Below are 23,225 nucleotides of genomic sequence, written 5' to 3'. Positions count from 1 at the left end.
ATTCCCTTCCCCACCATAAGTAAATGATTCAGCTGCTGGAGAGTTTCATCAGCACCAGGCCCGAGACGATCAATACCGCCGCACCGATCCGCATCGCGCTGACCTGCTCTCCGAGAAACACGATGCCAACCACGAATGCCCCGACCGCGCCGATGCCGGTCCAGATCGTATAGGCGGTTCCCAGCGGCAGGCTGCGCATGGCCACCGCCAGCAACCAGAAGCTGGCGATCATGCCGATGAGGGTGACCACGGTGGGGGTGAGCTTGGTGAAGCCTTCGGACTGTTTCATGGACACGGCCCAGACGATTTCCAGCAGGCCGGCAAACAACAGATAGATCCAGGCCATGACGGCCCTCCTCTTGGTAGGGCCAGGCCGTCCTGGTCTTTGATTCCCGATGTGGGGGAGGTCGTTCCTCCTGGCCGGCATTCTAGCAACGGGGGTGGCCTCCGGCCGCCGTCGCCGGGAACGGGTTACAGCCGATTCAGCGCGTGAAGCTGGCGCCGATGGACCTGCCTGCGCTAGAATGCGCGTCTGCCATCGGCCAGCCGATGTGCGGTCCGGCTGTGGTCTCCGGCGCATCGCGCGCTGCTTCCCCTGATCCGTGAACTGGCCGCCCACCGGGCGGCCAACGTCTCTATGGTGGCCCCGTCGGCCCCTCGCGACGCTAGGTCGAAAACCCCGCCAGGGCCGGAAGGCAGCAACGGTATCGATCGACGCGGGCGCCGAGGTCAGCCGGCGGGGCCACCGCCTTTTCTGCACTGGAGTCAGATCCCTTTGCCCGGCAAAGGGCTCTGACCCTTAAGCCGTTCGTACCAGGCAACGCCCGCCGCTACCCTGCCTCGGGCGTGCCTTGGTGGAACACCATGCGCCATCCGTCCCCGTGCCGGCGCCACAGCGAACTGCGCAGCACCCAGCGTTGCGGCCGCCCATCGAGGTGATGGCGGCTGCGGTAGCGCACCTGGGCCAGGCCCTCGGCCAACAGCCGCACCGCGTACTGATCGGACTCGATCTGCACCTGCGCACGCTCCAACGGGATCTCCTGCAACGCGGCCGCACGGTCGTAGCACTGGCCGGAACTGCCGATCTCGCTGAAATCCTCATCCAGCAATGCCGCCAGTTGCTCACGGCCGGCCCGCACGTTTGGCGCATGCAGTGCACGCTCCAGCGCCTCCAGTTCGGCAGCCAGCGCCACATCGGCGGGCTGGCCGGTACCGCTCACGGCGGGTCCTGCGCCAGCACGTGCGGTGCGGTCGGGCTCGCCAGCGGCACGCACTGCCCCGGCTGCGCCACGCGGTGCCCACGCGCAGCCAGTGCCAGACCATCGGCTGCGCTGGCGTAGTGGTACAGCATCATCCGCGCCTGCAGTTCGGCGCTGTACTCACGCTCCAGATCGTCCACGCCGGTATGCGACGGATTGCCGTGCAGGCCGCAGTCGTGAGCGATCAGTTCGTTGTCGTTGGCAAAGCGGGCCAGCATCTCCGGAACCGGCCGGGTATCGCCGCTCCAGGTCAGCGCGCCCTGCAGGCGCAGGCCATAGGCGGTCTCCGGCCAATGGTGGCGCACCGGGAACACTTCCAGTCGCACGCCCTCATGCCAGAACGCCTCACCGACCACGATCAACTGGAAGGCATCCCAGAAGTTCGCACCGCCCTCGGCCAGCACGTTCGGGTAATCCCCGATGCGCTTGTGCAGCAGCGGCACCACCGTGGCGGGCACGTACAGGCGCACCTTGCCGCGTCGGTGCGCATTGAAGTAGGTGTCCACGAACAGGCGCTCGAAGCCGGCCACATGGTCCAGGTGCACGTGGGTGACGAACAGCGACTGCGGCATGTGCCCGTAGTGCGCCTTGAACGCGGTCAGGCCTTCGCCACCGCAATCGATGGTCAGCCACGGACGCCCCTCCCGCTCGATCACCGACATCGGCGACCCCAGCTCGACTGCCGACGCATTGCCGACGCCCAGGAAACGCAACGACCAGTCCATCAGGTGCCCCGGTTCCAGGCCATGTCATAGGCGCGGCGCAGCCGCGCGTAGTCCTTCTGCACATCTTCCACGCTGCGCTCGCCGCGCAGCTTGATCAGCGAGCGCAGCAGGCGCTTGAGATTGCGCTCTCGCCAGGCGGTCGCCGGGATGCGGATCACGCCGCGGTCGAAGTCGATCAGCCAGCCATGGCCACTGCCATCGAACAGGATGTTGTGCGCGTTGAGGTCGGCATGGTCCAGGCCGGCACGGTGGAAACGGGCGATCAAGCGCCCGGTCTCCTCCCAGGGGGCACCACGGCCGGCGACCAGCGCGCGGTCGGCCAGCGAGCGTACACCCTCGATCCGCTCCATCAGGATCGCCGCCCGGTAGCGCAGGCCCTCGCGCATGTAGAACGCGGCGATCGGCCGTGGCACCGGCAGCTTTTTCTCGCGCAGCGCCCGCATCAAGCGGAATTCGGCGAAGCTGCGGGTCCGGTCCGAGCCGCGCCAGAGGTACTGGTCGTGGCTGATACGGGCCGCCATGCCGCCGCGCAGGTAGTGGCGCAGCACGCTGGCACCGAACGGCGCATCGACGAACCAGGCACTGCCGCGGCCACCCTCGCCCACCGGCCGGGCCCTGCTGCCCCAGTGCTGGGGCGAGAACAGGCCGATCTCGGCTTGCCGCAGCCGCTCGCGGTCGAACAGAATGGCCCCGATGCCGCGACCCTCGCGGCATGGCGTCAGCGCTTCATTGGCGTCGAATGCGACCATTTCATTGAGTCTAACAACACATGGCATCAGCGTCCTCCTCCTTGTGCCTCCTGCGCCTATCCGCACTTGGCGATGTCACCCACGTGGTGCCCCTGGTGCGCACCCTGCAGGCCGCGCGCCCGGACACGCCGATCCACTGGATCATCGACAAGGTCGGCCACAAGCTGCTCGACGGCCTCCCCGGCGTCACCTTCCATGCCTATGACAAGAAGAGCGGCATGGCCGGAGTCAAGGAACTGCGCAGGCAGCTGCCGCCGGGGCGCTTCGAAGCGCTGCTGCAGATGCAGGTCGCGTTCCGCGCCAACCTGCTGTCGGCCTTCATCCCGGCCGAGCGCCGCATCGGCTACGACCGCAGCCGCTCCAAGGACCTGCATGGGCTCTTCATCAACGAGCGCATCCCCGACCGTCCCGGCATCCATGTGCTCGATGCCATCGGCAGCTTCTGCGAACCGCTGGGCCTGCGCCAGACCGGCGTCAGCTGGGACCTGGCCGTGCCGTCGTCCGCCTTCGAATGGGCCGCCGCGCAGTGGCAGGACGATGGCCGCCCGGTGCTGATGATCTCGCCCTGTTCCAGCCACGTGCGCCGCAACTGGTATGCCGACCGCTACGCCGCAGTGGCCAACCATGCCGTCCAGCGCGGCTGGCAGGTGGTGCTGTGCGGTGGCCGCAGTGAACTGGAGCGCAGCATGGCCGACGCCATCCAGGCGCAACTGATCACACCGGCACTGGACCTGGTCGGCAAGGACACGCTCAAGCAGCTGCCTGCACTGCTTGCCCGCGCCAACCTGGTGATGACGCCTGACTCGGGCCCGATGCACATCGCCAACGCGATGGGCACCAAGGTGCTGGGCCTGCATGCGGCCAGCAATCCAAACCGCAGTGGCCCGTACTCGGACCGCCGTTATTGCGTGGACCGTTACGACGACGCTGCGCGGAAGTACCTCGCCAAGCAGGCCACCGATCTGAAGTGGGGCACGAAGATCGAGTTCGACGATGTGATGGAACTGATCACCGTCGAAGACGGCATCGCCGCCTTCGAACGCTACGTGGCCGACCATCTGGGGTAAGCGGCGGGCGCCGTCCACGCATGGCGTGGACCTGCTGCATCGGCCCGCCCGGGATTACGCGCGCTGCGCGTAATCCTGATAGGACTTCTCTTCCACGTACGCCGAACCCAGCGCGAGGTTGATCGCCTTCTTGATGCGCGCGCGTTCGTCGTTGCGCAGGTAGACGCTGCGCGCCAGATCGATGAAAACCTGGTCGAACGCCTGTTCCTTTTCCTTCAGCCGGATGTCGTCCTCGATCTCCCACAGCTGCTCGTTGACCGCCTTCAGCTCGGCACGCAGCTTGGCGATGTCCTTCACCGCGGCCGGGTGTGCCATCCAGGTCCGCTCAAGCGCCGACAGCTCCCTGCGCACATTGGCCAGCTTGCCCTCGTCGCTGATGCGTTCGGACTTGATCTGCAGGATCGAGATCTTGTCCAGCAGCTCGCCGAAAGAAACGGGGACGAGGATTTCAGCGGTCATGGGGAAAGCTCCAGCAGGTGGTGCGTACATGGTAACCCGCAGCGTCCGGACGGATATGCCGGGTAGATCCACGCCATGCGTGGATGAGCCTGCCAGCAGGAACAGCATCCACGCACCGCGCGGATCTCCCGTGATGCATCTGGAGGAACAAGCCCCTCTGTTGAGGGGCTGCCCCGACAGGAGCGGGGAGAGGCCGGCAAAGGGAGGGGCCCACAGGTTGCGCAGCAACGTGTGGGGCGACGCGCAGAGCGCGGCGCGTCCCGCGCCGGATAAAGAAAAAGGGCTGCCTGTCGGCAGCCCTTTTTCTTTATCTGGCGGAGAGGGGGGGATTCGAACCCCCGAGGCGCTATAAACGCCTGCCTGATTTCGAGTCAGGTACATTCAACCACTCTGCCACCTCTCCGGGTGGTCCCCGGCGGACCGGGGACGCGCATCATACGAGGAAGTGAGGCCGACGACAAGTCATCCCGGTCAATGAAGTGAAAATTTCCTGGGTGCATGCCTTGCCGGATGCCTGCAGCCCCCCGATGATGCCTGTCTCCCCAGCAATACCCGCCCCTGCACACCATGATCGAATTCGGACATCTCACCCACCCCGGCCTGCGCCGCGAGCTCAACGAGGACACCTACTACGGTGACAGCGAGCTGGCCCTTTGGCTGGTGGCCGATGGCATGGGCGGCCACGCCTGCGGCGAAGTCGCCAGCGCGCTGGCGCGTGAAACCATCGTGCGCGAGATCCGCGGTGGCGCGCCGCTGGCCCACGCCATCCGTACCGCCGACGAAGAGATCATCCGTGCCTCGCGGCGGCGCAACGACACACTGCCGATGGGTACCACCGTGGTCGCCGCACGCGTGCAGGGCAATCGCTATGAAGTGGCATGGGTCGGCGACAGCCGTGCCTACCTGTGGCGTGACGGCCAGCTGGCACAGCTCAGCCAGGATCACAGCGTGGTGCAGGAACTGGTCGCTCAGGGCAACCTGACTGCCGAACAGGCACGCGCCCATCCGCATCGCAACGTGGTCACCCAGGCGCTGGGCGTCACCGATCCGGCACACCTCAACGTGGCCACCACCAGCGGTGAGCTGCGCCCCGGCATGCAGCTACTGCTGTGCAGTGATGGCCTGACCGAGGAAGTGGACGACCGCGGCATCGCCCGCACCCTCGCCTTCGAAGATGCAAGCGCGCAGGAATGCGTGGACACGCTGGTCGCCGCCGCGCTCGACGGTGGTGGCCGCGACAACATCAGCGTGATCCTGGTGCGCTGCCACTGAATGGCGTGATCCGGTAGCGCCAGGCCATGCCCGGCGAGAATCCGCCGGATACCGGATCCCATCGTTTACGCGCTGGCGGCTTCTTCCACCTTCGGGCCATCCCACAGCGCGTGGCCGGCCTTCTTGCGCAGCCGTTCCAGCCGCGCGGCATGCGCTTCCAGCTCCGACGGCGTCGCCACCACGCGCGGGCGCGGCAGCAGCTTGCTGGTATCGAAGGCCTGCAGCGCCGCCCCGGTGCCGCCCCCATCGTCATCGCCCAGGCCGAAGCCGATCTCTTCCTGGCCTGAAGTCAGTGCGATGTAGACGTCGCCCAGGATCTGCGCATCGAGCAGGCCGCCGTGCAGCGCACGGTGCGAATTGTCCACGCCCAGTCGCTTGCACAGCGCATCCAGCGAATTGCGCTGGCCCGGAAAGCGCTCGCGCGCCATCACCAGGGTATCGATCACCGTGCAGCGGTCGGTGATCCTGCCGTACTGCGGGCCCAGCAGCGACAGCTCGTTGTCAAGAAAGCCCAGGTCGAACGCCGCGTTGTGGATGATCAGTTCGGCGCCATCGATGAACGCCAGGAACTCGTCGGCGATCTGCGCGAAGTCCGGCTTGTCAGCCAGGAACTCCAGGGTCAGCCCGGTGACTTCCTGCGCGCCCTGTTCGAACTCGCAGTCCGGCTTGATGTACTGGTGGTAGTTGTTGCCGGTCGGGCGGCGCTTGAACAGCTCCACGCAGCCGATTTCGACGATGCGGTTGCCCTTCTTCCATTCCAGGCCGGTGGTTTCGGTATCGAGGATGATCTGACGCATGGGCTCAGTTTACCGGGCTGGCGTCGCGGATCTGGATGGCCGCATTGCGCGCCAGCGTATCCACCCGCTCGTTGTCCGGGTCACCGGAGTGGCCCTTCACCCAGCGCCAGTCGATCTGGTGCCGAAGCGTGGCCGCATGCAGGCGCTCCCACAGCTCGCGGTTCTTTACCGGGTCGCCGCCGGCGGTCTTCCAGTTCTTGCGGATCCAGCCGGGTAGCCACTGGGTCAGGCCCTGCCGCACATACTGCGAATCGGTGTAGAGCACGATGTTGCACGGCTCGGTCAGCGTCTCCAGCCCGGAGATGGCCGCCATCAGCTCCATCCGGTTGTTGGTGGTGTGCGCTTCGCCACCGCTCAGTTCGCGCTCGTGGCCCTTGTAGCGCAGCAGCGCAGCCCAACCACCGGGGCCGGGATTGCCAAGGCAGGAACCGTCGGTGTGGATTTCGATGGTTTTCAATACAACTCCAGATCAGGTAACAACGGTGCCGTGCCAACGCACCGGCAACGGTTTCGGCCCGGGCAGGGCCAGCGTGCGCTTTTCAGCATGGAACAGGCAGGCCGCGCGCAGCGGCGCCCAACCGCCCGGGCGACGGCTGCCAGCGCCGCGCCAGAGTGGGCCGAGGTAACGCATATCGTCGCACTCCAGCCCGTGGCGGCCGAGCAGCAGGCGGATCCGCTGCGGCGTGCGCACCACCAGGCCATGCTGGCGCCAGTGCGTGCGGTAGGGGCTGAACGGGTTGAGGCTGCTCAGCCACAGGTGGCCGCCGGGCATCAGCACGCGCTCGCACTCGTCCAGCAGCTGGTCGGCATCGCCCGCGGTGACATGCTGCAGCACGACCGCGTTGACGCTCTCGTTGGCCAGCGGCAGCGGCAGCGCGCAGCGGGTATCGCCGGCATAGCCCTGTCCCTGACGGAACAGGCGCAGGCCGCGCCCGCCCAGCTGCGCATCGTCCAGCCAGGCGGCACTTGGTGCGATCCACAGCCAGGGCTGCGTCGGCAGGACAGACAGCTGCGGCAGCAGCAACTGCCGCTCCAGCACGCGCAAGGAGTCCGCCGGTTCAGTGTCGAACCACGGGGTCTGGCTCGCTTGACGGGTGCTCTGCAGCGCGGGCATGGTCCAATTCTATGCGACTGACTGCCCTGCCCGCATTTGCGGACAACTACATCTGGACGTTGATCGACGACGCTGGCGCCGCCGTGGTCGTCGATCCCGGCGATGCCGCGCCGGTGCTGGCGCTGGCCGATCAGGGCCTGCGCGTGGACACGATCCTGCTCACCCATCATCACGATGACCACATCGGTGGCGTGCCCGCGCTGCAGGCACGTTTTCCCCGTGTACGGGTCATCGCGCCCGTCGAAGAGCGCATCCCCATGGCAACCGAACGGGTCGGCGAAGGTGAACGCGTTCAGGCACTGGGCCGGACGTTCCACGTACTATCCGTGCCCGGGCATACCCGCAGCCACATCGCGTTTCACACTGCTGAACATCTTTTCAGCGGAGATTCGTTGTTCAGCCTGGGCTGTGGGCGCCTGTTCGAAGGTACGCCGTCCCAGCTTCTGGCATCGATGCGCAAGCTGGGTACCTTGCCCGCGCAACTGCTGCTTTGTTGCGCCCACGAGTACACCGTGTCAAATGCCGTCTTCGCGCGGCATGTCGACCCCGCCAACGCTGCCCTGTGGCAGCGCCAAGAGGAGGCTTTGGCCATGCGCCGCGATGACCGTTCCACCCTGCCGGTAACCCTGGCCAACGAATTGGACTGCAATCCGTTCCTGCGTGTGCACACTGCGCCGATCCGCGCGGCAGTGTCGGCGCACCTGGGCCGCGACGTCGTTGACGACGTCGACGTCATGGCCGGCCTCCGGCACTGGAAAGACGGCTTCCGCGCATGATGCGCCGAAGTCTGCCGCTGGCCCTGGGCCTGGTCCTGGGGCTGGCCGGAACCGCCGGCGCGCAGTCGCTGGGCGCCGGCATCAGCCAGAACCTGACCGCTGCTGCGGCGCTGCCGCTGGATCCGGCCGCGTTGCCGGCCGCCTCCGTGCGCAATGGCCAGGAGATCTTCTCCAGCTTCCGCGACGGCCTGGCCGAACCCACCTGCGACGCAGAGGCCACCAGCCCGCGCTGGCAGAAGCAGTTCGCCCACGCCCCGTCGCGCCTGGCCAACCAGGATGACGATGCGCTGGTGCTGTTCGGCTACGTGGTCGAAGAGCTGCGCAAGGCCAGCCTGCCTACCGAATTCGCACTGATTCCGTTCGTGGAAAGCGGCTATCGGCCCAACGCCCGCAACGGCAGCGGCCCGACCGGCCTGTGGCAGTTCATCGCCACCACCGCGCGCAACCATCGCGTACCCATGGCCAACGGCTACGACGGCCGCCTGTCGGCGGTCGATTCGACCCAGGCCGCAGTGCGCTACCTGAAGACCCTGCACGGCATGTTCGGCGGCGACTGGCGCTTGGCCACCATGGCCTACAACGCCGGCGAGTACCGCGTGCTGCAGTCGCTGCGCAAGGCCGGCATGAACGCACAGAACGCCAAGCCGTCCGCGCTGCCCGGCCTGTCGCCGGTCACCTATGCCTACGTCGAGAAGCTGCATGCCCTGGCCTGCGTGCTGGAAGACGTGGAAGACCAACCCGGCGTGATGGCCTCGCTCGACCGCACCGTGCCGGTGCTGAAGGACCACACCCTGCCGGCTGGCACCAGCGTCCAGCAGTGGGCCGCACAGCGCGCCCTGGACCCGGCCAGGATCGCCCGCCTGAACCCCGCCCTGGCGGGCGGTGGCCGCGCCTCGTCAGGCACGACCCGCGTGCTGGCACCGGTCTCGGCCGCCAATGCGACTGTCGCCGAAGCGGCCACTGCACTGGTGGCCAGCGCCGCACCGGCTGCCGCCGCCACGCCAACGCCGCAGGTCGCCAGGACCGTCGCCGCGATTGCCGATCGTCCGCGCAGCCGCCGCCACACCGTGCGAGATGGCGAGTCGGCCTGGACCATCGCCCGCCGCTACGGCATGCCGGTCAAGGCCCTGCTGTCGCTGAACGGCCTGAGCGGCAGCAGTGTGCTGAAGCCGGGCGCGGTACTGCGCGTCGAAAACTGACGGCCGGCGCGGTCCCCCCGCGCGCGCGCCTTCCTGTTGCGCCGGGCCCACGCTCGGCTTTTTCACGTCTGCGCCCGGCAGATGCAGTCCAGCAAGCTCGACTCTACATAGGCACGTAAAAAAAGGCCCGGCATTGCCGGGCCTTTCTCATGGATGCAGCCGCAAGGCTTACAGGTTCGCTTCGGTGGTCTGGACCACGAACTTCCTGCGCATCGCCTCGATGTAGGCCTTGGCCGCAGCCATGCCGTCGATCTGGCTCAGCTGTTCCTTCAGCTGCTTCTGCTGCTCGGCGGTCACTTCCTTGATGTCGCCCGGATTGACCTTGTTCACCGCGAACAGCAGCGCGTGGCCATTGACGTCGACCTTGCCATAGCTCGGCTTGCCTTCGGCCGGTACCGGCGCACTGAAGATCGCGCGGTTGATTTCCGGGGTCGGCACCGGCTGGCTGCGCGGCAGACCCGGCATCGGGCTCAGCTGCAGCTTCTCGCTGGCAGCCAGCGACTGCAGGGTGGCGCCTGCCTTCAGCTTGGCCAGGATGGCATCGGCGGCCTTGTCGCTGGCCTGGCGCTGGCGGTCAGCGCGGATGGCGGCGATCACCTGCTCACGGGCCTTTTCCAGCGGCAGGGCCTGTTCCGGGGTGTGCGCAGCCACGCGGATGACCACGCTGTGGTTGGTCGCGCCACCCAGGGCGATCGGGTCGCTGGCGGTACCGTCCTGCACCAGCACGTCGGAGAAGGCAGCACGCAGCACAGCCGGGTCAGCGGCAATGCCACTGGCGGTCGCGCGGGTGATCGGGCCGAGCGTCTGCAGCGGCAGGTTCACTTCCTTGGCCGCAGCGGCCAGGTCGCTCGGGCTCTTGTTGATGGCATCGACCAGGTGACCGGCCAGCTCGTTGAAGCCACGCTCACCGTCCGCCTTCAGCTGCTCGGCGGCCAGCGTGTCACGCACTTCCTCGAACGACTTGCCCTGGCCACCGCGCACAGCGGCCACCTTGATGATGTGGTAACCGAACTCGGTCTTCACCGGGCCGATCACGTCACCGGCCTTGGCCGCAAACAGCGCGTCCTCGAACGGCTTCACCATCGCACCGCGCTCCACCCAGCCCAGGTCACCGCCCTGGTCCTTGGAGCCTGGATCTTCCGAATTGGCCTTGGCCAGCGCGCCGAAATCGGCACCAGCGGCCTTGGCTTCGGCAGCGATCCTGTTCGCCTTGGCTTCGGCGCCGTCACCGGTGATCAGGATGTGCGAAGCCTGGCGCTGCTCCGGCGAGGTGAACTTCGCCTTCTCGTCTTCATAGCGCTTGCGCAGGGTCGCTTCATCGGCCGCCGTCGGTGCCGGCAGGTTCGCGCCATTGATCTCGACGTATTCCAGCGACACGCTCTCGGCCTGGCGGAAATCCTTGCCATGGCTGTCGTACCACTTCTTGATCTGCTCATCGGTGACCGGTGCGGTATCAGCCGGCACGGGCGGCAACGCGGCCAGCTCGACGTCACGGGTTTCGCCCAGCAGCTTCAGCAGGCGCTCGGTCTCAGCCTGGGTGACGAAGCCCGAGCTCTGCAGGCCCGACGGGATCACCGACTGCTGCAGGCTCTCACGCACCAGTTCCTGGAACTGGGTCGGCGTACGCGGCGGGTTGCCGCCGGCCAGGGCCAGGCGATAGTTGTTCTCGTTGAACTTGCCGTTCGAATCGAGGAACGCCGGCATGGTCGCAATGTATTCACGCACCGCACCGTCGCCGATCACCACCCCCGCCTGCTCACCGACCAGGCGCACGACCTGCTCGTCGATCAGCTGGTCGAGCACGGCCATCTTGTTCTCGGTGCTCTCGAACGCGCGCGGGTCGAAGTTGTCGCCCTGCTGCTGGCGCTCACGCATGCGCTCCTGCTCGAAACGCGTGCGGAAATCCTGCGAGCTGATCTCATGGTGCTGCCACAGCATGCGCACCGGCCACCACGACGGCGCCGAACGCCACCAGGTCGGCGGCGCGGAAACCTTGGCCACGTTCTGTGCGCCAACGCCACCGAGGTAGCTGTTGTCGATCACGAACAGGAACGGAATCATCAGCAGCCCCAGGATCACGGTGACGATCCAGCCTGAGGTCTTGTCGCGGAGTTTCTGCAGCATGGTGAGGAATCACAAGGCCTGATTGGCGAGCCCGGCAGTGTAACCCGCTTCGCCGCAGGGACCAAAAGCACCAGCGGCGTGGCCTGCGCCCACCACCGCCGGCGCGCGCCACCCACGCATCGGCACCCTCCGGCGCAACGCAAAGAAAAAGCCCCCGGCTTGCGCCGAGGGCTTTTGAAGTTGGCGGAGCGGACGGGACTCGAACCCGCGACCTCCGGCGTGACAGGCCAGCATTCTAACCAGCTGAACTACCGCTCCGCGCTGAAACTTTGCAGGCGCCCAGTATATCCGAAGATTCCCTGGAAACCCAGCCCGATGAACACTTTTTTCAAAGTTTTTTCACAGGGACTTAAGAATTCTGCAATGGCGGAGCGGACGGGACTCGAACCCGCGACCTCCGGCGTGACAGGCCAGCATTCTAACCAGCTGAACTACCGCTCCGTTCTTGCAAAAACCTTTTCGCCTTGCCCCCAAACCTGCCGGGGGAGAAGACAAGGCCCCCAGCTTTCGGCCGGGGGCCTCGATGCAATGGCGGAGCGGACGGGACTCGAACCCGCGACCTCCGGCGTGACAGGCCAGCATTCTAACCAGCTGAACTACCGCTCCACAGTGTTGCTTTTTTGCTTTCAGCCGGCCTGGGCCAGGGAGAAAACAAAGCCTCCAGCTTTTGGCCGGAGGCCTCGTTGAATGGCGGAGCGGACGGGACTCGAACCCGCGACCTCCGGCGTGACAGGCCAGCATTCTAACCAGCTGAACTACCGCTCCACACTCAAACTTTTACCGCGGTGCTGTGGTGGGTGCTGAGGGTTTCGAACCCCCGACCCTCTCCGTGTAAAGGAGACGCTCTACCGCTGAGCTAAGCACCCCAGCGAGCCGCTTAGTTTACAGCATCCTTCAGGGCCTTACCAGCCTTGAACGACGGATTCTTCGAAGCAGCGATCTTGATGGTGTCGCCGGTCTTCGGGTTGCGGCCGGTGCGAGCAGCACGGTCGCGGACCTGGAAGGTACCGAAGCCAACCAGGGTGACCGCATCGCCGTCCTTCAGCGCCTTGGTGACGGCGGCAACGACGGCATCGACAGCGCGGCTGGACTCGGCCTTGGTCAGGTCTGCAGCTTCAGCAACGGCATCGATCAATTCGGTCTTGTTCATTCTCTACAACTCCTTTGGCGGTGGGTTCCGCTTATTCGACAGGGAAGCAACCGCACACGCTCTGCATGCGGCCGCCATGTGGAAACGGTTCGCCGAATTCAGTGATCGCCCGACTGCGATCACCCATTCGCGAGTGCTGCTTTTATACCAGTGGCCCTACCCCCACGCAAGCTGGAAAGCCAGCAACGACGCGGGTTTCAAGCCATTGGACAGCGCGCGTCAATGCTTGACGCGCGCGTTTCCACTCGGTTTGGCCTTGCTGCGCACCGTGACACGTTGCGCACTCTTGCGCGCCTTCTTCGGTGCCAGCGGACGCTCCAGCGCCAGGTCCAGGACTTCTTCGATGTACTTCACCGGCACGATCTTCAGATCGCGGGTGACGTTGGCCGGGATGTCGGCCAGGTCCTTGCGGTTCTCTTCCGGAATGATGACCGTACGGATGCCGCCACGCAGTGCGGCCAGCAGTTTCTCCTTCAGGCCACCGATGGCGGTGACGCGACCACGCAGGGTAATCTCGCCGGTCATCGCCACGTCGGCACGCACCGGCACCTTGGTCAGCATCGACACCAGCGACGTCACCATCGCCGCGCCGGCACTCGGGCCGTCCTTCGGCGTGGCGCCATCGGGCACGTGCAGATGCACGTCGTGCTTCTGCAGGAAGTCGCTGTCGATGCCAAAGCCCACGGCGCGCGAACGCACTACCGACAGCGCCGCCGAAGCCGATTCCTTCATCACGTTGCCGAGCTGGCCGGTCAGGATCAGCTGGCCCTTGCCTGGCACCAGCGTCGATTCGATCTGCAGCAGATCACCACCGACTTCGGTCCAGGCCAGGCCGGTGACCAGGCCGATCTCGTTTTCTTCTTCGGCGCGGCCGAAGTCGAAGCGACGCACGCCCAGATACTTGTCCAGGTTCTTGCCGGACACGTTCACCAGCGCCCTGGACTTCTTCGCACCCTTCTTCGCCTTCACCGGCTGCGGGCCGGCCAGCGCGATCTCCTTCACCACCTTGCGGCAGATCTTGGCGATCTCGCGCTCCAGGTTGCGCACGCCCGATTCACGCGTGTAGTAGCGCACGATGTCCTGGATCGCATCACTGCCGATCTCCAGCTCTTCCGGCTGCAGGCCGTTGGCCTTGATCTGCTTCGGCACCAGGTAGCGGGTGGCGATGTTGAGCTTCTCGTCCTCGGTGTAGCCCGGGATGCGGATCACTTCCATGCGGTCCAGCAGCGGGCCCGGAATGTTGAGCGAGTTCGAGGTGGCCACGAACATCACTTCGGACAGGTCCAGGTCCACTTCCAGGTAGTGGTCGTTGAACGCGTTGTTCTGCTCCGGATCAAGCACTTCCAGCAGCGCCGACGACGGATCGCCACGGAAGTCCATCGACATCTTGTCGATCTCGTCGAGCACGAACAGCGGGTTCTTGCTGCCGACCTTGTTGAGGTTCTGCACGATGCGGCCCGGCATCGAACCGACGTAGGTACGACGGTGGCCACGGATCTCGGCCTCGTCGCGCACGCCGCCCAGCGACATGCGCACGAACTTGCGGTTGGTGGCCTTGGCGATGGACTGGCCCAGCGAGGTCTTGCCCACGCCCGGCGGCCCGACCAGGCACAGGATCGGCCCCTTCATCTGCTTCACGCGCGACTGCACTGCCAGGTATTCAAGGATGCGTTCCTTGACCTTTTCCAGGCCGTAGTGGTCCGCATCAAGCGTATCCTGCGCAGCCTTCAGGTCCTTGCGCACCTTGCTTCGCTTCTTCCACGGCACGCCCAGCAGCCATTCCAGGTAGTTGCGCACGACCGCGGCTTCAGCCGACATCGGCGACATCTGCTTGAGCTTGTTCAGTTCGTTGCGCGCCTTGGCTTCAACCGCCTTCGGCATGCCCGCTTCGGCGATCTTCCGGGCCAGCTCTTCCAGTTCGCCCGGCGCGTCGTCCAGGTCACCCAGTTCCTTCTGGATGGCCTTCATCTGTTCGTTGAGGTAGTACTCGCGCTGGCTCTTCTCCATCTGCGACTTCACGCGGCCGCGGATGCGCTTCTCCATCTGCTGCACATCGATCTCGCCATCGACCAGGCCGACCAGCATCTCCAGGCGGTCACCGACGGCCAACGTCTCCAGCAGGCGCTGCTTGTCGGCCAGGCGCACGCTGATGTGCGCGGCGATGGTGTCGGCCAGGCGGGCCGGCTCATCGATGCCCGACAGGGTCTGCAGCAGTTCCGGCGGCAGCTTGCGGTTGGTCTTCACGTACTGCTCGAACAGCGACATCAGCGAGCGGGCGATCGCCTCGACCTCGCGCGTTTCACGCTCGTCGGTGGCGTCGATCTCCACGGCCTGGCCATGCAGCGAGCCGTTGCGCTCGTCGACGTGGGTAACCTGCACGCGTGACAGGCCCTCGACCAGCACCTTGATGGTGCCGTCGGGCAGCTTCAGCAACTGCAGCACCTGCGCCAGCGTACCGACCTGGTAGAGGTCGGCCGCATGCGGGTCGTCGGTCTCGGCCGACTTCTGCGCCAGCAGCAGGATGCGCTTGTCCGCTTCCATCGCCTGTTCGAGCGCGTGCATCGACTTGTCACGGCCGACGAACAGCGGGATGACCATGTGCGGGAACACCACTACGTCGCGCAGCGGCAGGACCGGCAGGTCGAGGGTTTCACTTGGGGAACGGGCCATGGGGGCTCCAGGGAAGGGGAAAACCGCCTCCGGGAGGGCATCTTCCGGAGACAAAAAAAGCCGATGGCCCCGTTATGGGGCCATCGGCTTTCAGATGCAAGGCATTCGTTTAAAGTCCTTTCCAATCAACAACCTGGAAGGATCACTCGGCGCCTGCGGCCTTCTGTTCAGGGGCCGCCGGGGTCTGGTAGATCAGGTACGGCTCGGACTTGTGCTCGATCACCGACTCGTCCACCACCACCTTGCTGACGTTCTCCTGCGACGGGAGGTCGTACATGGTGTCCAGCAGGACCGATTCGACGATGGTGCGCAGGCCGCGGGCGCCGGTCTTGCGCTTGAGCGCCTTCCTGGCGATGGCCGACAGCGCGTCCGGACGGAACTCCAGCTCCACGTTCTCCATCTCGAACAGCTTCTTGAACTGCTTGGTGATGGCGTTCTTCGGCTCGGTCAGGATCTTGATCAGGGCCGGCTCGTCCAACTCCTCCAGGGTCGCCACCACCGGCAAGCGGCCGACGAACTCCGGAATCAGGCCGAACTTGATCAGGTCTTCCGGCTCGACTTCGGCCAGCACCTTGCCCACTTCCTGCTTGCGCTCGCTGCTCTTCACCTTGGCGCCGAAGCCGATGCTGCCGACGTCGGTGGAACGGGCCTGGATCACCTTGTCCAACCCGGCGAACGCGCCACCGCAGATGAACAGGATGTTCTTGGTGTCCACCTGCAGGAATTCCTGCTGCGGATGCTTGCGGCCGCCCTGCGGCGGAACGCTGGCCACGGTGCCTTCGATCAGCTTCAGCAGGGCCTGCTGCACGCCTTCGCCGGACACATCGCGGGTGATCGACGGGTTCTCGCTCTTGCGCGAGATCTTGTCGATTTCATCGATGTAGACGATGCCCTGCTGCGCCTTCTCGACGTCGTAGTCGCACTTCTGCAGCAGCTTCTGGATGATGTTCTCCACGTCCTCGCCCACGTAACCGGCTTCGGTCAGCGTGGTGGCGTCGGCCATGGTGAACGGCACGTTGAGCAGGCGGGCCAGGGTCTCGGCCAGCAGCGTCTTGCCCGAACCGGTCGGCCCGACCAGCAGGATGTTCGACTTCGCCAGTTCGACGTCGTCGTTCTTCTGCCGGCTCTCGATGCGCTTGTAGTGGTTGTACACGGCCACGGCCAGGGTGCGCTTGGCGCGGTTCTGGCCGATCACGTACTGGTCGAGAACCTCAAGGATCTCGCGCGGCTTGGGCAGCGAACTGCGCGCCGACTGCGCCTTTTCCTCGAGTTCCTCACGGATGATGTCGTTGCACAGCTCCACGCACTCATCGCAGATGAATACGCTCGGACCCGCAATCAGCTTGCGCACTTCATGCTGGCTCTTGCCGCAGAAAGAGCAGTAGAGGATCTTGCCGGTGTCCGTGGAACGACCTTGGCGGTCTTCGCTCATGCTTCGCTTACCCAGTTACCCCACCCGCTGAACGGGGGTTCGATTCGAGAATAGCACAGGGCCGAGGGGACACCAGTCCCGCCCGACCCTGCAGGAACGGGGCCTCCATGGCCCCGTGAAGGCCGGTCAACCGGCCTGGATCGACTCATCCGGACGACGCTCCAGGACCTGGTCGACCAGACCGTAGGCCTGCGCCTCGAAGGCGCTCTTGAAGTTGTCGCGTTCGGTATCCCGCGCGATTGTCTCCAGTGACTGGCCGGTGTGCTTGGCCAGCACTTCGTTCAGGCGCGAACGCAGGGTCAGGATCTCGCGCGCGTGGATGTCGATGTCGGTGGCCTGGCCCTGGTAGCCACCCAGCGGCTGATGGATCATCACGCGCGAATTCGGCAGCGCATAGCGCTTGCCGGCTTCGCCCGCGGCCAGCAGCAGGGCGCCCATCGAGGCGGCCTGGCCGATGCAGGTGGTGCTCACATTCGGCTTGATGTACTGCATGGTGTCGTAGATCGCCATGCCGGCGGTGACCACGCCACCCGGCGAGTTGATGTAGATGTTGATGTCCTTTTCCGGGTTTTCCGATTCCAGGAACAGCAACTGCGCCACCACCACGTTGGCCATGTGATCGTCGATCGGCCCCACGAGGAAGATCAGGCGCTCCTTCAACAGGCGCGAATAGATGTCGTAGGCACGCTCGCCGCGGCTGGTCTGCTCGACCACCATCGGAACCAGGTTCAGGGCTTTGGTTCGGTTGTCCATTACGTGAGGTACCTATCTTGGGGGGCAACAACCCCGCGCCGGCAAAGGCGCGGGGCATCCGGTGATCCGCCCGGGCTTACTGGCGGATCGCGTCCTGGAACGACAGCTTCTCTTCGGTGTGCTGGGCACGCTCGGCGATCCAGTCGATCACCTGCTCTTCCATCACACGGTTCTGCAGGCCAGACATCAGCTGGGGGTCGTTGCGGTACATCTCAATGACCTGTTCCGGCTCTTCGTAGGTCGAAGCGATCAGACGCATCGTTTCGTTCAGGCGCTTGGCTTCCAGGCGCAGGTCGTTGATGCGGGCCACTTCACCGACCAGCAGGCCGACCAGCACGCGCTTGGCGGCAGCGTCCTTGAAGCCTTCATGGGCATCGGCCGGGATTTCGCCGACGTTCTGGCCGTTGCGGCGGATCTGCTCGACCTGCTGGGCCAGCATGGCGCGGGCTTCGTTCTCGACCAGGCGCGGCGGCATTTCCACCGACGAATAGGCGGCGATCAGCTGCTCGCCCACTTCGCGGCGCAGGCGGTTCATCAGAGCACCCTTCAGCTCGCGCTCCAGGTTGGCACGGATGTCGCTGCGGAACTGCTCGACGTCGCCGCCCTTCACGCCGAAGCTCTTGATGAAGGCTTCGTCGACCGCCGGCACGACCGGCTCGGACACTTCGGCGACCTTGACGGTGACCTGCACGGTCTTGCCGGCCAGCACCGGCACGCGCCAGTCAGCCGGGAACTCGACGTCCAGGGTCTTTTCTTCGCCCTTGGCCAGGCCGACCAGGCCCTTTTCGATGGTGTCGAACATCATGCCCTGACCGAGCACGATCGAACCCTTCTCGGTGCCTTCGGCCGGCAGGCGCTCTTCGCCGGCCTGCGACCAGGTTTCCACCGCGACCAGGTCACCGTCCTGCGCGCCACGGCTGACCGGGGCCCAGGTACGACGCTGGTTCTGCAGGTTCTCGATCATCTGGTCGATGTCGGCGTCGGTGATCTCGGCGCTGTGGCGCACGACGGTCAGCTTGCTGACGTCGATGTCGCCGAAGTCCGGCACCACTTCCACGGTGGCCACGAAGGAGAACTCACCCTCGTCGCCCTTGTCGATGCGCGGGCTGCCGACGATGCGCAGGTCGTGCTCACGCACGGCGGCATCGAAGGTTTCGCGCAGCAGGCCGTCCAGCGCCTCGCCACGGACCTGCGCGCCAAAGCGCTGCTCGATCACCTTGGCCGGCACCTTGCCCGGACGGAAACCCTTGATGCGGGTGGTACGGGCGATTTCGCCCAGACGGCCGACGATATGGCTCTGCAGACGGTCTTCCGGCAGCGAGAAGCTCAGGCGGCGTTCCAGGTTGCCGGTGGATTCGATCGAAGCTTGCATGTTGACTCCTGCCACCGGTGGCCCAGGCCCCCGGCTCGATGATTGGGATGAAACGGTTGTAAGGACACGACGTCTGGGACGCGCCTGCTTGCCGCAGCCCTTTAGTTTCGCCCAATTCGGCTTGCACTGCCAGCGCGTGCCGGTCAAGGGGGCGCAGATGGCCCGATCAGGGCGGGGACAGGCCGGCACTGGTGCGAAAGGGGGGACTCGAACCCCCACGCCTTGCGGCACTGGAACCTAAATCCAGGGCGTCTACCAATTCCGCCACTTTCGCGTGGCCGGCACAGGCGCTCATTGTCGCAGGCGGCGACTGGAATCGGAAGGCCTGCACAAAGCTGAATCCACCGCACTCCGCGCCATTGCTGCATCGCAGCCGCCCCGGCGGGTGCGCGACCCGCCGGGAGGGCTGCAGCTTACCGCTGCGGGACGGCGCGGGCCGGCGCCATGCCTGTGCCAGACTCAACGGCTGCATCCACCTTCCGGACTTCCACGCCCCCATCGTCGGTACGACGCAGGGCCACCGACTCCGGCGCAGCCTTGCGCACATCTACCGAATCGTCCGCATTGCGCTGCACCTCGACCGCGTCGGGCAGGACCTCCCCCTCCGCGGGCTGGGCCGGCTGCATCTGCAGGGCGTCACCGACCGGGCGCGCCGGAATGCTCTCCGCGCCCGCATCGCGCTCGACGGTCTGCGCGGGATCATTGCCCGGCGCGCAGGCCGCCAGTGCCATCAAGGCGAAGGGAACCCACAGCGTGCGGTGCAATCGAGTGATCTCAGCCATCAACATCTTCCTTCGTGCATGCGCCATCGGCGCGGAAGATTCATTGGGTGCGATGCAGGAGGCGATGCGGTGAGAAGCAGTGCACAGCATTGAAAACAACGATGGCGCATATGCCCCAGATTTCAGCATCGCTTCAGTAGTTCCACGGCATGCGTGGATGAAGCACAACCCAGCGTACAGGCAAGAAAAAAGCCACTTGGCGAACCAAGTGGCTTTCGTCTGGTGGGCTGTCAAGGATTCGAACCTTGGACCTATTGATTAAGAGTCAACTGCTCTACCAACTGAGCTAACAGCCCGAAATCGGGGCGCGAATTATGACCCGATCCGCTCGGTGGGTGCAAGCACTTTCTTCAACACCGTTGAAACCAGCACTGCGATCCCGCTGCGTTGCGGATCCACGCCACGCGGGGTTCTGCAACGTGTGGCCCGTCGAAACGAAAGGGTCACACCTATAAGAAAAAAGCCTCCTGGCGTACCAGGAGGCTTCTGTCTTGGTGGGCCGTCAAGGATTCGAACCTTGGACCTATTGATTAAGAGTCAACTGCTCTACCAACTGAGCTAACGGCCCGTGAAACTCAGACGCACATTGTAGCGTGCTTTCTGTTTATTGCAATACCGTTTCGGCAGCGCCGATGCGGTTCAATCAGTGGGGTGGCTGAGGGGATTCGAACCCCCGACCACCGGAATCACAATCCGGTACTCTAACCAACTGAGCTACAGCCACCACTGAAACTTTCGTCCACCCGCCGATGCCACTGGCGGTGGAACCTCAAATCTTTGCCTGGAGACTGTCACCGAAGTTCCGGTCCGCCGAAGCGAGTCCGATATTCTGGTGGAGTCTTTACGCTTTTGCAAGCACTTCTTCACATCCGCCGATACGATCCCGCTGTCTCGCCGATGGCGCGCCCGACAGGAATCGAACCTGTAACCGCCGGCTTAGAAGGCCGGTGCTCTATCCAGTTGAGCTACGGGCGCCCGAACCGGAACGGTGTCCAATCCGACGTGACGTGGGATTGGTCGGGGTAGAGGGATTCGAACCCCCGACATCCTGCTCCCAAAGCAGGCGCGCTACCAGACTGCGCTATACCCCGGTCTTGCAATCCCCTCGGGTCAGGCCCGCGGAGTCGTTCATTGTCGCCAAGCACATCGCGAACTGTCAACGCAGGCGGTGCCGACCCGAAGTCTGCCACAGCGCCGTGCGTGGTCATCAGCTATGCTCGCGGTCATCGGCCGGATGGCCGTCCCGACCCTCATTCGCACGGAGAATACGCATGCGCAGCGGCAACCCGGCTCTTTCCGAGTCGACCTTCCTCGACCTCGCCAGCGGCTCGGTGGTGACCAGCCCCGACCAGGTGATGACCCTCAACGGCACCGCCAACAAGACCGGCATCCTGCTGTTGTTGGCCGTGCTGACCGCGGCGTTCGCCTGGAGCCAGTCGGTCGACGAGTACGGCCAGATTTCCGGCAGCGCAAGCCTGTACGCCATCGGTGGCGCGATCGGCGGCCTGTTGCTGGCGCTGATCACCATCTTCAAGAAGGAATGGTCGCCGGTCACCGCGCCGATGTACGCGCTGGTCGAAGGCCTGTTCCTGGGCGCCGTGTCCGCACTGTTCAACATGAAGTACCCGGGCATCGTGTTCCAGGCGGTGCTGCTGACTTTCGGTACCCTGGCCGCACTGCTGTTCGCATACCGCAGCGGCGTGATCAAGGCCACCGAGAACTTCAAGATGGGCGTGGTCGCCGCCACCGGCGGCATTGCCCTGCTCTACCTGGCTTCGTTCGTGCTGGGCTTCTTCAACATCAATGTGCCGGTGATCCACGACTCCAGCTGGCTGGGCATCGCCTTCAGCCTGTTCGTGGTGGTGGTGGCCGCGCTGAACCTGGTGCTGGACTTCGACTTCATCGAAACCGGCGTAGCCCAGCGCGCACCGAAGTACATGGAGTGGTATGGCGCATTCGGCCTGATGGTGACCTTGGTCTGGCTGTACGTGGAATTCCTGCGCCTGCTGTCGAAGATCCAGCAGCGCTGAGTCCGGCCGCGCCGAGAACGACAAGCCGCGATCCGCAAGGGTCGCGGTTTTTTTTGGAGTCGAGCACGCTCGACACTACTGAACCCCGCCCCATGCCCGACACCTTCCACAGCTACCGCCCGGCAGAGGGCCACCGACTGCCGCATGATCCGTTCAACGCCATCATCGGCCCGCGCCCGATCGGCTGGATCTCCAGCCACGATGCAGACGGCACGTTGAACCTGGCGCCGTACAGCTTCTTCAACGCCTTCAACTACACCCCGCCGATCATCGGCTTCTCCAGCCAGGGCCGCAAAGATTCGCTGCGCAACATCCAAGCGACCGGCGAGTTCGTCTGGAACCTGGCCACGTTCGACCTGGCCGAGGCCATGAACGAAAGCTGCCGCGCGGTCGCCCCGGACGTCGACGAGTTCGCCCTCGCCGGCCTGACTCCGCTGGCATCCACCCAGGTCGCGCCACCACGTGTTGCACAGAGCCCGGTGAGCATGGAATGCCGCTGCACCCAGATCGTGCGCCTGCGCGACGCCGCCGGCCAGGACACCAACGGCTGGCTGGTGCTGGGCGAGGTGGTCGCGGTGCATATCGATGCACGATTGCTGGTCGAAGGCGTCTACGACACTGCGGCGGCGGCCCCGATCCTGCGCGGCGGCGGGCCCGCCGACTACTTCCGCATCGGCGCCGAACAGCGCTTCCGCATGTTCCGTCCGGCCTGACGCTCAACCGGTTACGGGCGCGCCAGCAGCAACGGCAGCGACGACGCCAGCAATGCGATGCCCGAGGCGGTCAACAGGCTCAGCACGACCTGCCGGAACCGCGGCTCGCTGATGCCGATGTAGACACGCGCCCCCAACAGGGTCGGCACCAGCATGGCCGGTGCCACGATGGCGAAGTACGGCAGCATCTGCCGGCTCACCAGTCCGCTGCCGACATAGGTGGCCATGGTCACTGCCAGCATCGCCAGATTGAAGTTCTGGATGACCGCGCGCTGCTCGTCCTTGCCGAAGCCACGCAGCGTGCTCCACAGCGTCGGCACCGGTCCGGCGAAACCGCCGATGCCGCTGAGCACGCCACCGGCCATGCCGGCGATCGCGTCACCGATACGACCACCCACGCGGATCGGCGGCAATGAGCGCGCCATCAGCATCACCGGGCACCACAGCGCAAGGAAGCCGCCCAGCAGCGCCTTGAACCAGTCCATGTCCAGCTGCGGCAACACCCTCACGCCCAACGGAATGCCCGCCAGCCCACCCAGCACGAACGGCAGCAGCAGGCGCAGATTGAATCCACGCCGCACGGTGAACACTGCCACCAGCTGACCCACCAGCGCGCCGAACACCGACAGCGTAGCGGCCAGTCGCGGCTCCAGCCCCCATGCCCAGAACGACATCGCCACCATGCCGAAAGCGAAACCGGACAGGCCCTGCACGAATCCGGCGACGATCGCCCCGAGCGCGACCAGCAGATACACCGACTCCATCACCACCTCGGTTGCAGC

At 65.3% G+C, this 23,225-nt stretch carries 22 protein-coding genes, 12 tRNA genes and 1 other RNA gene; 7 read left to right on the top strand and 28 right to left on the bottom strand.

Going from position 1 to position 23,225, the window contains the following annotated elements; all coding sequences use genetic code 11:
* Positions 1-28 precede the first annotated feature (28 nt).
* Entirely contained in the window at positions 29-346 is a 318-nt protein-coding gene (locus B9Y82_RS02820; RefSeq protein WP_100471448.1) for a DMT family transporter, read from the bottom strand.
* Between the two features lie 300 nt (positions 347-646).
* Between B9Y82_RS02820 and ffs the strand changes: the two genes are divergently transcribed.
* An RNA gene (ffs, locus tag B9Y82_RS02815) (signal recognition particle sRNA small type) lies at positions 647-743 on the top strand.
* A gap of 87 nt (positions 744-830) precedes the next feature.
* Here ffs and B9Y82_RS02810 read toward each other — a convergent pair.
* Genes B9Y82_RS02810 through B9Y82_RS02800 form a run of 3 tightly spaced genes read right to left on the bottom strand, consistent with a single transcriptional unit; the run spans position 831 to position 2,733 of the window.
* Positions 831-1,220, bottom strand: a complete 390-nt coding sequence (locus B9Y82_RS02810) for a DUF4440 domain-containing protein (RefSeq protein ID WP_100471447.1) — start codon at positions 1,218-1,220, stop codon at positions 831-833.
* Complete coding sequence (locus tag B9Y82_RS02805) at positions 1,217-1,984, bottom strand: MBL fold metallo-hydrolase (RefSeq protein ID WP_100471446.1); 768 nt, start codon at positions 1,982-1,984, stop codon at positions 1,217-1,219. Before B9Y82_RS02805 ends, B9Y82_RS02810 begins: the two co-directional genes overlap by 4 nt.
* On the bottom strand, positions 1,984-2,733 hold the full coding sequence (locus B9Y82_RS02800; RefSeq protein WP_032958195.1) for a 3-deoxy-D-manno-octulosonic acid kinase: 750 nt from the start codon (positions 2,731-2,733) through the stop codon (positions 1,984-1,986). Before B9Y82_RS02800 ends, B9Y82_RS02805 begins: the two co-directional genes overlap by 1 nt.
* 20 nt (positions 2,734-2,753) lie before the next feature.
* Here B9Y82_RS02800 and B9Y82_RS02795 point away from each other — a divergent pair, with 20 nt between their 5' ends.
* Entirely contained in the window at positions 2,754-3,800 is a 1,047-nt protein-coding gene (locus B9Y82_RS02795; RefSeq protein WP_100471445.1) for a glycosyltransferase family 9 protein, read from the top strand.
* 54 nt (positions 3,801-3,854) lie between these two features.
* Here B9Y82_RS02795 and B9Y82_RS02790 read toward each other — a convergent pair whose 3' ends face one another.
* Together B9Y82_RS02790 and B9Y82_RS02785 are read right to left on the bottom strand one after the other, a co-directional pair.
* Positions 3,855-4,259, bottom strand: coding sequence for a DUF6165 family protein (locus B9Y82_RS02790; protein ID WP_100471444.1), 405 nt, complete (start codon positions 4,257-4,259; stop codon positions 3,855-3,857).
* A 312-nt stretch (positions 4,260-4,571) separates the two neighbouring features.
* Positions 4,572-4,662: transfer RNA gene (locus tag B9Y82_RS02785), tRNA-Ser, on the bottom strand.
* Positions 4,663-4,826: 164 nt separating this feature from the next.
* On the opposite strand from B9Y82_RS02785, the gene B9Y82_RS02780 reads away from it, so the two are divergent.
* Positions 4,827-5,531, top strand: a complete 705-nt coding sequence (locus tag B9Y82_RS02780) for a PP2C family protein-serine/threonine phosphatase (protein WP_100471443.1) — start codon at positions 4,827-4,829, stop codon at positions 5,529-5,531.
* Positions 5,532-5,596: 65 nt separating this feature from the next.
* Here B9Y82_RS02780 and dnaQ read toward each other — a convergent pair whose 3' ends face one another.
* The 3 genes from dnaQ to B9Y82_RS02765 are packed head-to-tail and all read right to left on the bottom strand — an operon-like array spanning position 5,597 to position 7,442.
* Entirely contained in the window at positions 5,597-6,328 is a 732-nt protein-coding gene (gene dnaQ / locus B9Y82_RS02775) for a DNA polymerase III subunit epsilon (protein ID WP_100471442.1), read from the bottom strand.
* A 4-nt stretch (positions 6,329-6,332) separates the two neighbouring features.
* Positions 6,333-6,785: a ribonuclease HI gene (gene rnhA / locus B9Y82_RS02770; RefSeq protein ID WP_014646157.1), complete on the bottom strand. Its 453-nt coding sequence runs from the start codon at positions 6,783-6,785 to the stop codon at positions 6,333-6,335.
* 12 nt (positions 6,786-6,797) lie between these two features.
* Positions 6,798-7,442, bottom strand: a complete 645-nt coding sequence (locus B9Y82_RS02765; RefSeq protein ID WP_100471441.1) for a methyltransferase domain-containing protein — start codon at positions 7,440-7,442, stop codon at positions 6,798-6,800.
* 11 nt (positions 7,443-7,453) lie between these two features.
* Here B9Y82_RS02765 and gloB point away from each other — a divergent pair, with 11 nt between their 5' ends.
* Positions 7,454-8,218 (top strand): hydroxyacylglutathione hydrolase, encoded by a 765-nt coding sequence (gene gloB / locus B9Y82_RS02760; protein WP_100471440.1) that lies wholly within the window; start codon positions 7,454-7,456, stop codon positions 8,216-8,218.
* Positions 8,215-9,417 (top strand): lytic transglycosylase domain-containing protein, encoded by a 1,203-nt coding sequence (locus B9Y82_RS02755; RefSeq protein WP_100471439.1) that lies wholly within the window; start codon positions 8,215-8,217, stop codon positions 9,415-9,417. Before gloB ends, B9Y82_RS02755 begins: the two co-directional genes overlap by 4 nt.
* A 168-nt stretch (positions 9,418-9,585) precedes the next feature.
* Here B9Y82_RS02755 and B9Y82_RS02750 read toward each other — a convergent pair whose 3' ends face one another.
* The 18 genes from B9Y82_RS02750 to B9Y82_RS02665 all read right to left on the bottom strand — a co-directional run bounded on the left by B9Y82_RS02750 (position 9,586) and on the right by B9Y82_RS02665 (position 20,791).
* On the bottom strand, positions 9,586-11,541 hold the full coding sequence (locus tag B9Y82_RS02750; protein ID WP_100471438.1) for a peptidyl-prolyl cis-trans isomerase: 1,956 nt from the start codon (positions 11,539-11,541) through the stop codon (positions 9,586-9,588).
* A 181-nt stretch (positions 11,542-11,722) separates the two neighbouring features.
* A tRNA-Asp gene (locus B9Y82_RS02745) sits at positions 11,723-11,799 on the bottom strand.
* Between the two features lie 106 nt (positions 11,800-11,905).
* Positions 11,906-11,982: transfer RNA gene (locus tag B9Y82_RS02740), tRNA-Asp, on the bottom strand.
* Positions 11,983-12,070: 88 nt separating this feature from the next.
* Positions 12,071-12,147 (bottom strand) — tRNA-Asp (locus B9Y82_RS02735).
* A gap of 82 nt (positions 12,148-12,229) precedes the next feature.
* A tRNA-Asp gene (locus tag B9Y82_RS02730) sits at positions 12,230-12,306 on the bottom strand.
* Positions 12,307-12,332: 26 nt separating this feature from the next.
* Positions 12,333-12,407, bottom strand: a tRNA-Val gene (locus B9Y82_RS02725).
* An 11-nt stretch (positions 12,408-12,418) separates the two neighbouring features.
* Positions 12,419-12,691, bottom strand: coding sequence for an HU family DNA-binding protein (locus B9Y82_RS02720; RefSeq protein ID WP_004146343.1), 273 nt, complete (start codon positions 12,689-12,691; stop codon positions 12,419-12,421).
* Positions 12,692-12,910: 219 nt separating this feature from the next.
* Entirely contained in the window at positions 12,911-15,361 is a 2,451-nt protein-coding gene (gene lon, locus B9Y82_RS02715; protein ID WP_100471437.1) for an endopeptidase La, read from the bottom strand.
* 142 nt (positions 15,362-15,503) lie between these two features.
* Positions 15,504-16,793: an ATP-dependent Clp protease ATP-binding subunit ClpX gene (clpX, locus tag B9Y82_RS02710; RefSeq protein ID WP_004154600.1), complete on the bottom strand. Its 1,290-nt coding sequence runs from the start codon at positions 16,791-16,793 to the stop codon at positions 15,504-15,506.
* 126 nt (positions 16,794-16,919) lie between these two features.
* Positions 16,920-17,546 carry an ATP-dependent Clp endopeptidase proteolytic subunit ClpP gene (gene clpP, locus B9Y82_RS02705; RefSeq protein WP_004146318.1) on the bottom strand — a complete coding sequence of 209 codons (627 nt, stop codon included), beginning with the start codon at positions 17,544-17,546 and terminating at the stop codon, positions 16,920-16,922.
* A gap of 76 nt (positions 17,547-17,622) precedes the next feature.
* Positions 17,623-18,918 (bottom strand): trigger factor, encoded by a 1,296-nt coding sequence (gene tig / locus B9Y82_RS02700; protein ID WP_100471436.1) that lies wholly within the window; start codon positions 18,916-18,918, stop codon positions 17,623-17,625.
* A 189-nt stretch (positions 18,919-19,107) separates the two neighbouring features.
* Positions 19,108-19,192 (bottom strand) — tRNA-Leu (locus tag B9Y82_RS02695).
* A 139-nt stretch (positions 19,193-19,331) separates the two neighbouring features.
* A complete protein-coding gene (locus tag B9Y82_RS02690; protein WP_100471435.1) occupies positions 19,332-19,700 on the bottom strand; it encodes a hypothetical protein in 369 nt (122 codons plus the stop codon).
* Positions 19,701-19,920: 220 nt separating this feature from the next.
* Positions 19,921-19,996: transfer RNA gene (locus tag B9Y82_RS02685), tRNA-Lys, on the bottom strand.
* 196 nt (positions 19,997-20,192) lie between these two features.
* Positions 20,193-20,268: transfer RNA gene (locus tag B9Y82_RS02680), tRNA-Lys, on the bottom strand.
* A gap of 79 nt (positions 20,269-20,347) precedes the next feature.
* A tRNA-His gene (locus tag B9Y82_RS02675) sits at positions 20,348-20,424 on the bottom strand.
* A 174-nt stretch (positions 20,425-20,598) separates the two neighbouring features.
* Positions 20,599-20,675 (bottom strand) — tRNA-Arg (locus B9Y82_RS02670).
* A gap of 39 nt (positions 20,676-20,714) precedes the next feature.
* Positions 20,715-20,791, bottom strand: a tRNA-Pro gene (locus B9Y82_RS02665).
* Between the two features lie 180 nt (positions 20,792-20,971).
* Here B9Y82_RS02665 and B9Y82_RS02660 point away from each other — a divergent pair.
* Positions 20,972-21,730: a Bax inhibitor-1/YccA family protein gene (locus B9Y82_RS02660; RefSeq protein ID WP_100471434.1), complete on the top strand. Its 759-nt coding sequence runs from the start codon at positions 20,972-20,974 to the stop codon at positions 21,728-21,730.
* 92 nt (positions 21,731-21,822) lie between these two features.
* On the top strand, positions 21,823-22,443 hold the full coding sequence (locus B9Y82_RS02655) for a flavin reductase family protein (protein WP_100471433.1): 621 nt from the start codon (positions 21,823-21,825) through the stop codon (positions 22,441-22,443).
* Between the two features lie 11 nt (positions 22,444-22,454).
* Here the strand turns inward: B9Y82_RS02655 and B9Y82_RS02650 are convergent, their stop codons facing one another.
* On the bottom strand, positions 22,455-23,207 hold the full coding sequence (locus tag B9Y82_RS02650; RefSeq protein WP_100471432.1) for a sulfite exporter TauE/SafE family protein: 753 nt from the start codon (positions 23,205-23,207) through the stop codon (positions 22,455-22,457).
* Between the last annotated feature and the right edge of the window lie 18 nt (positions 23,208-23,225).

It is taken from the genome of Stenotrophomonas maltophilia (assembly GCF_002799155.1).
GTDB classification, from domain to species: domain Bacteria; phylum Pseudomonadota; class Gammaproteobacteria; order Xanthomonadales; family Xanthomonadaceae; genus Stenotrophomonas; species Stenotrophomonas maltophilia_R.
The sequence above is the reverse complement of the archived record's forward strand: the minus strand, read 5'-3'. Positions and strand labels throughout refer to the sequence as shown.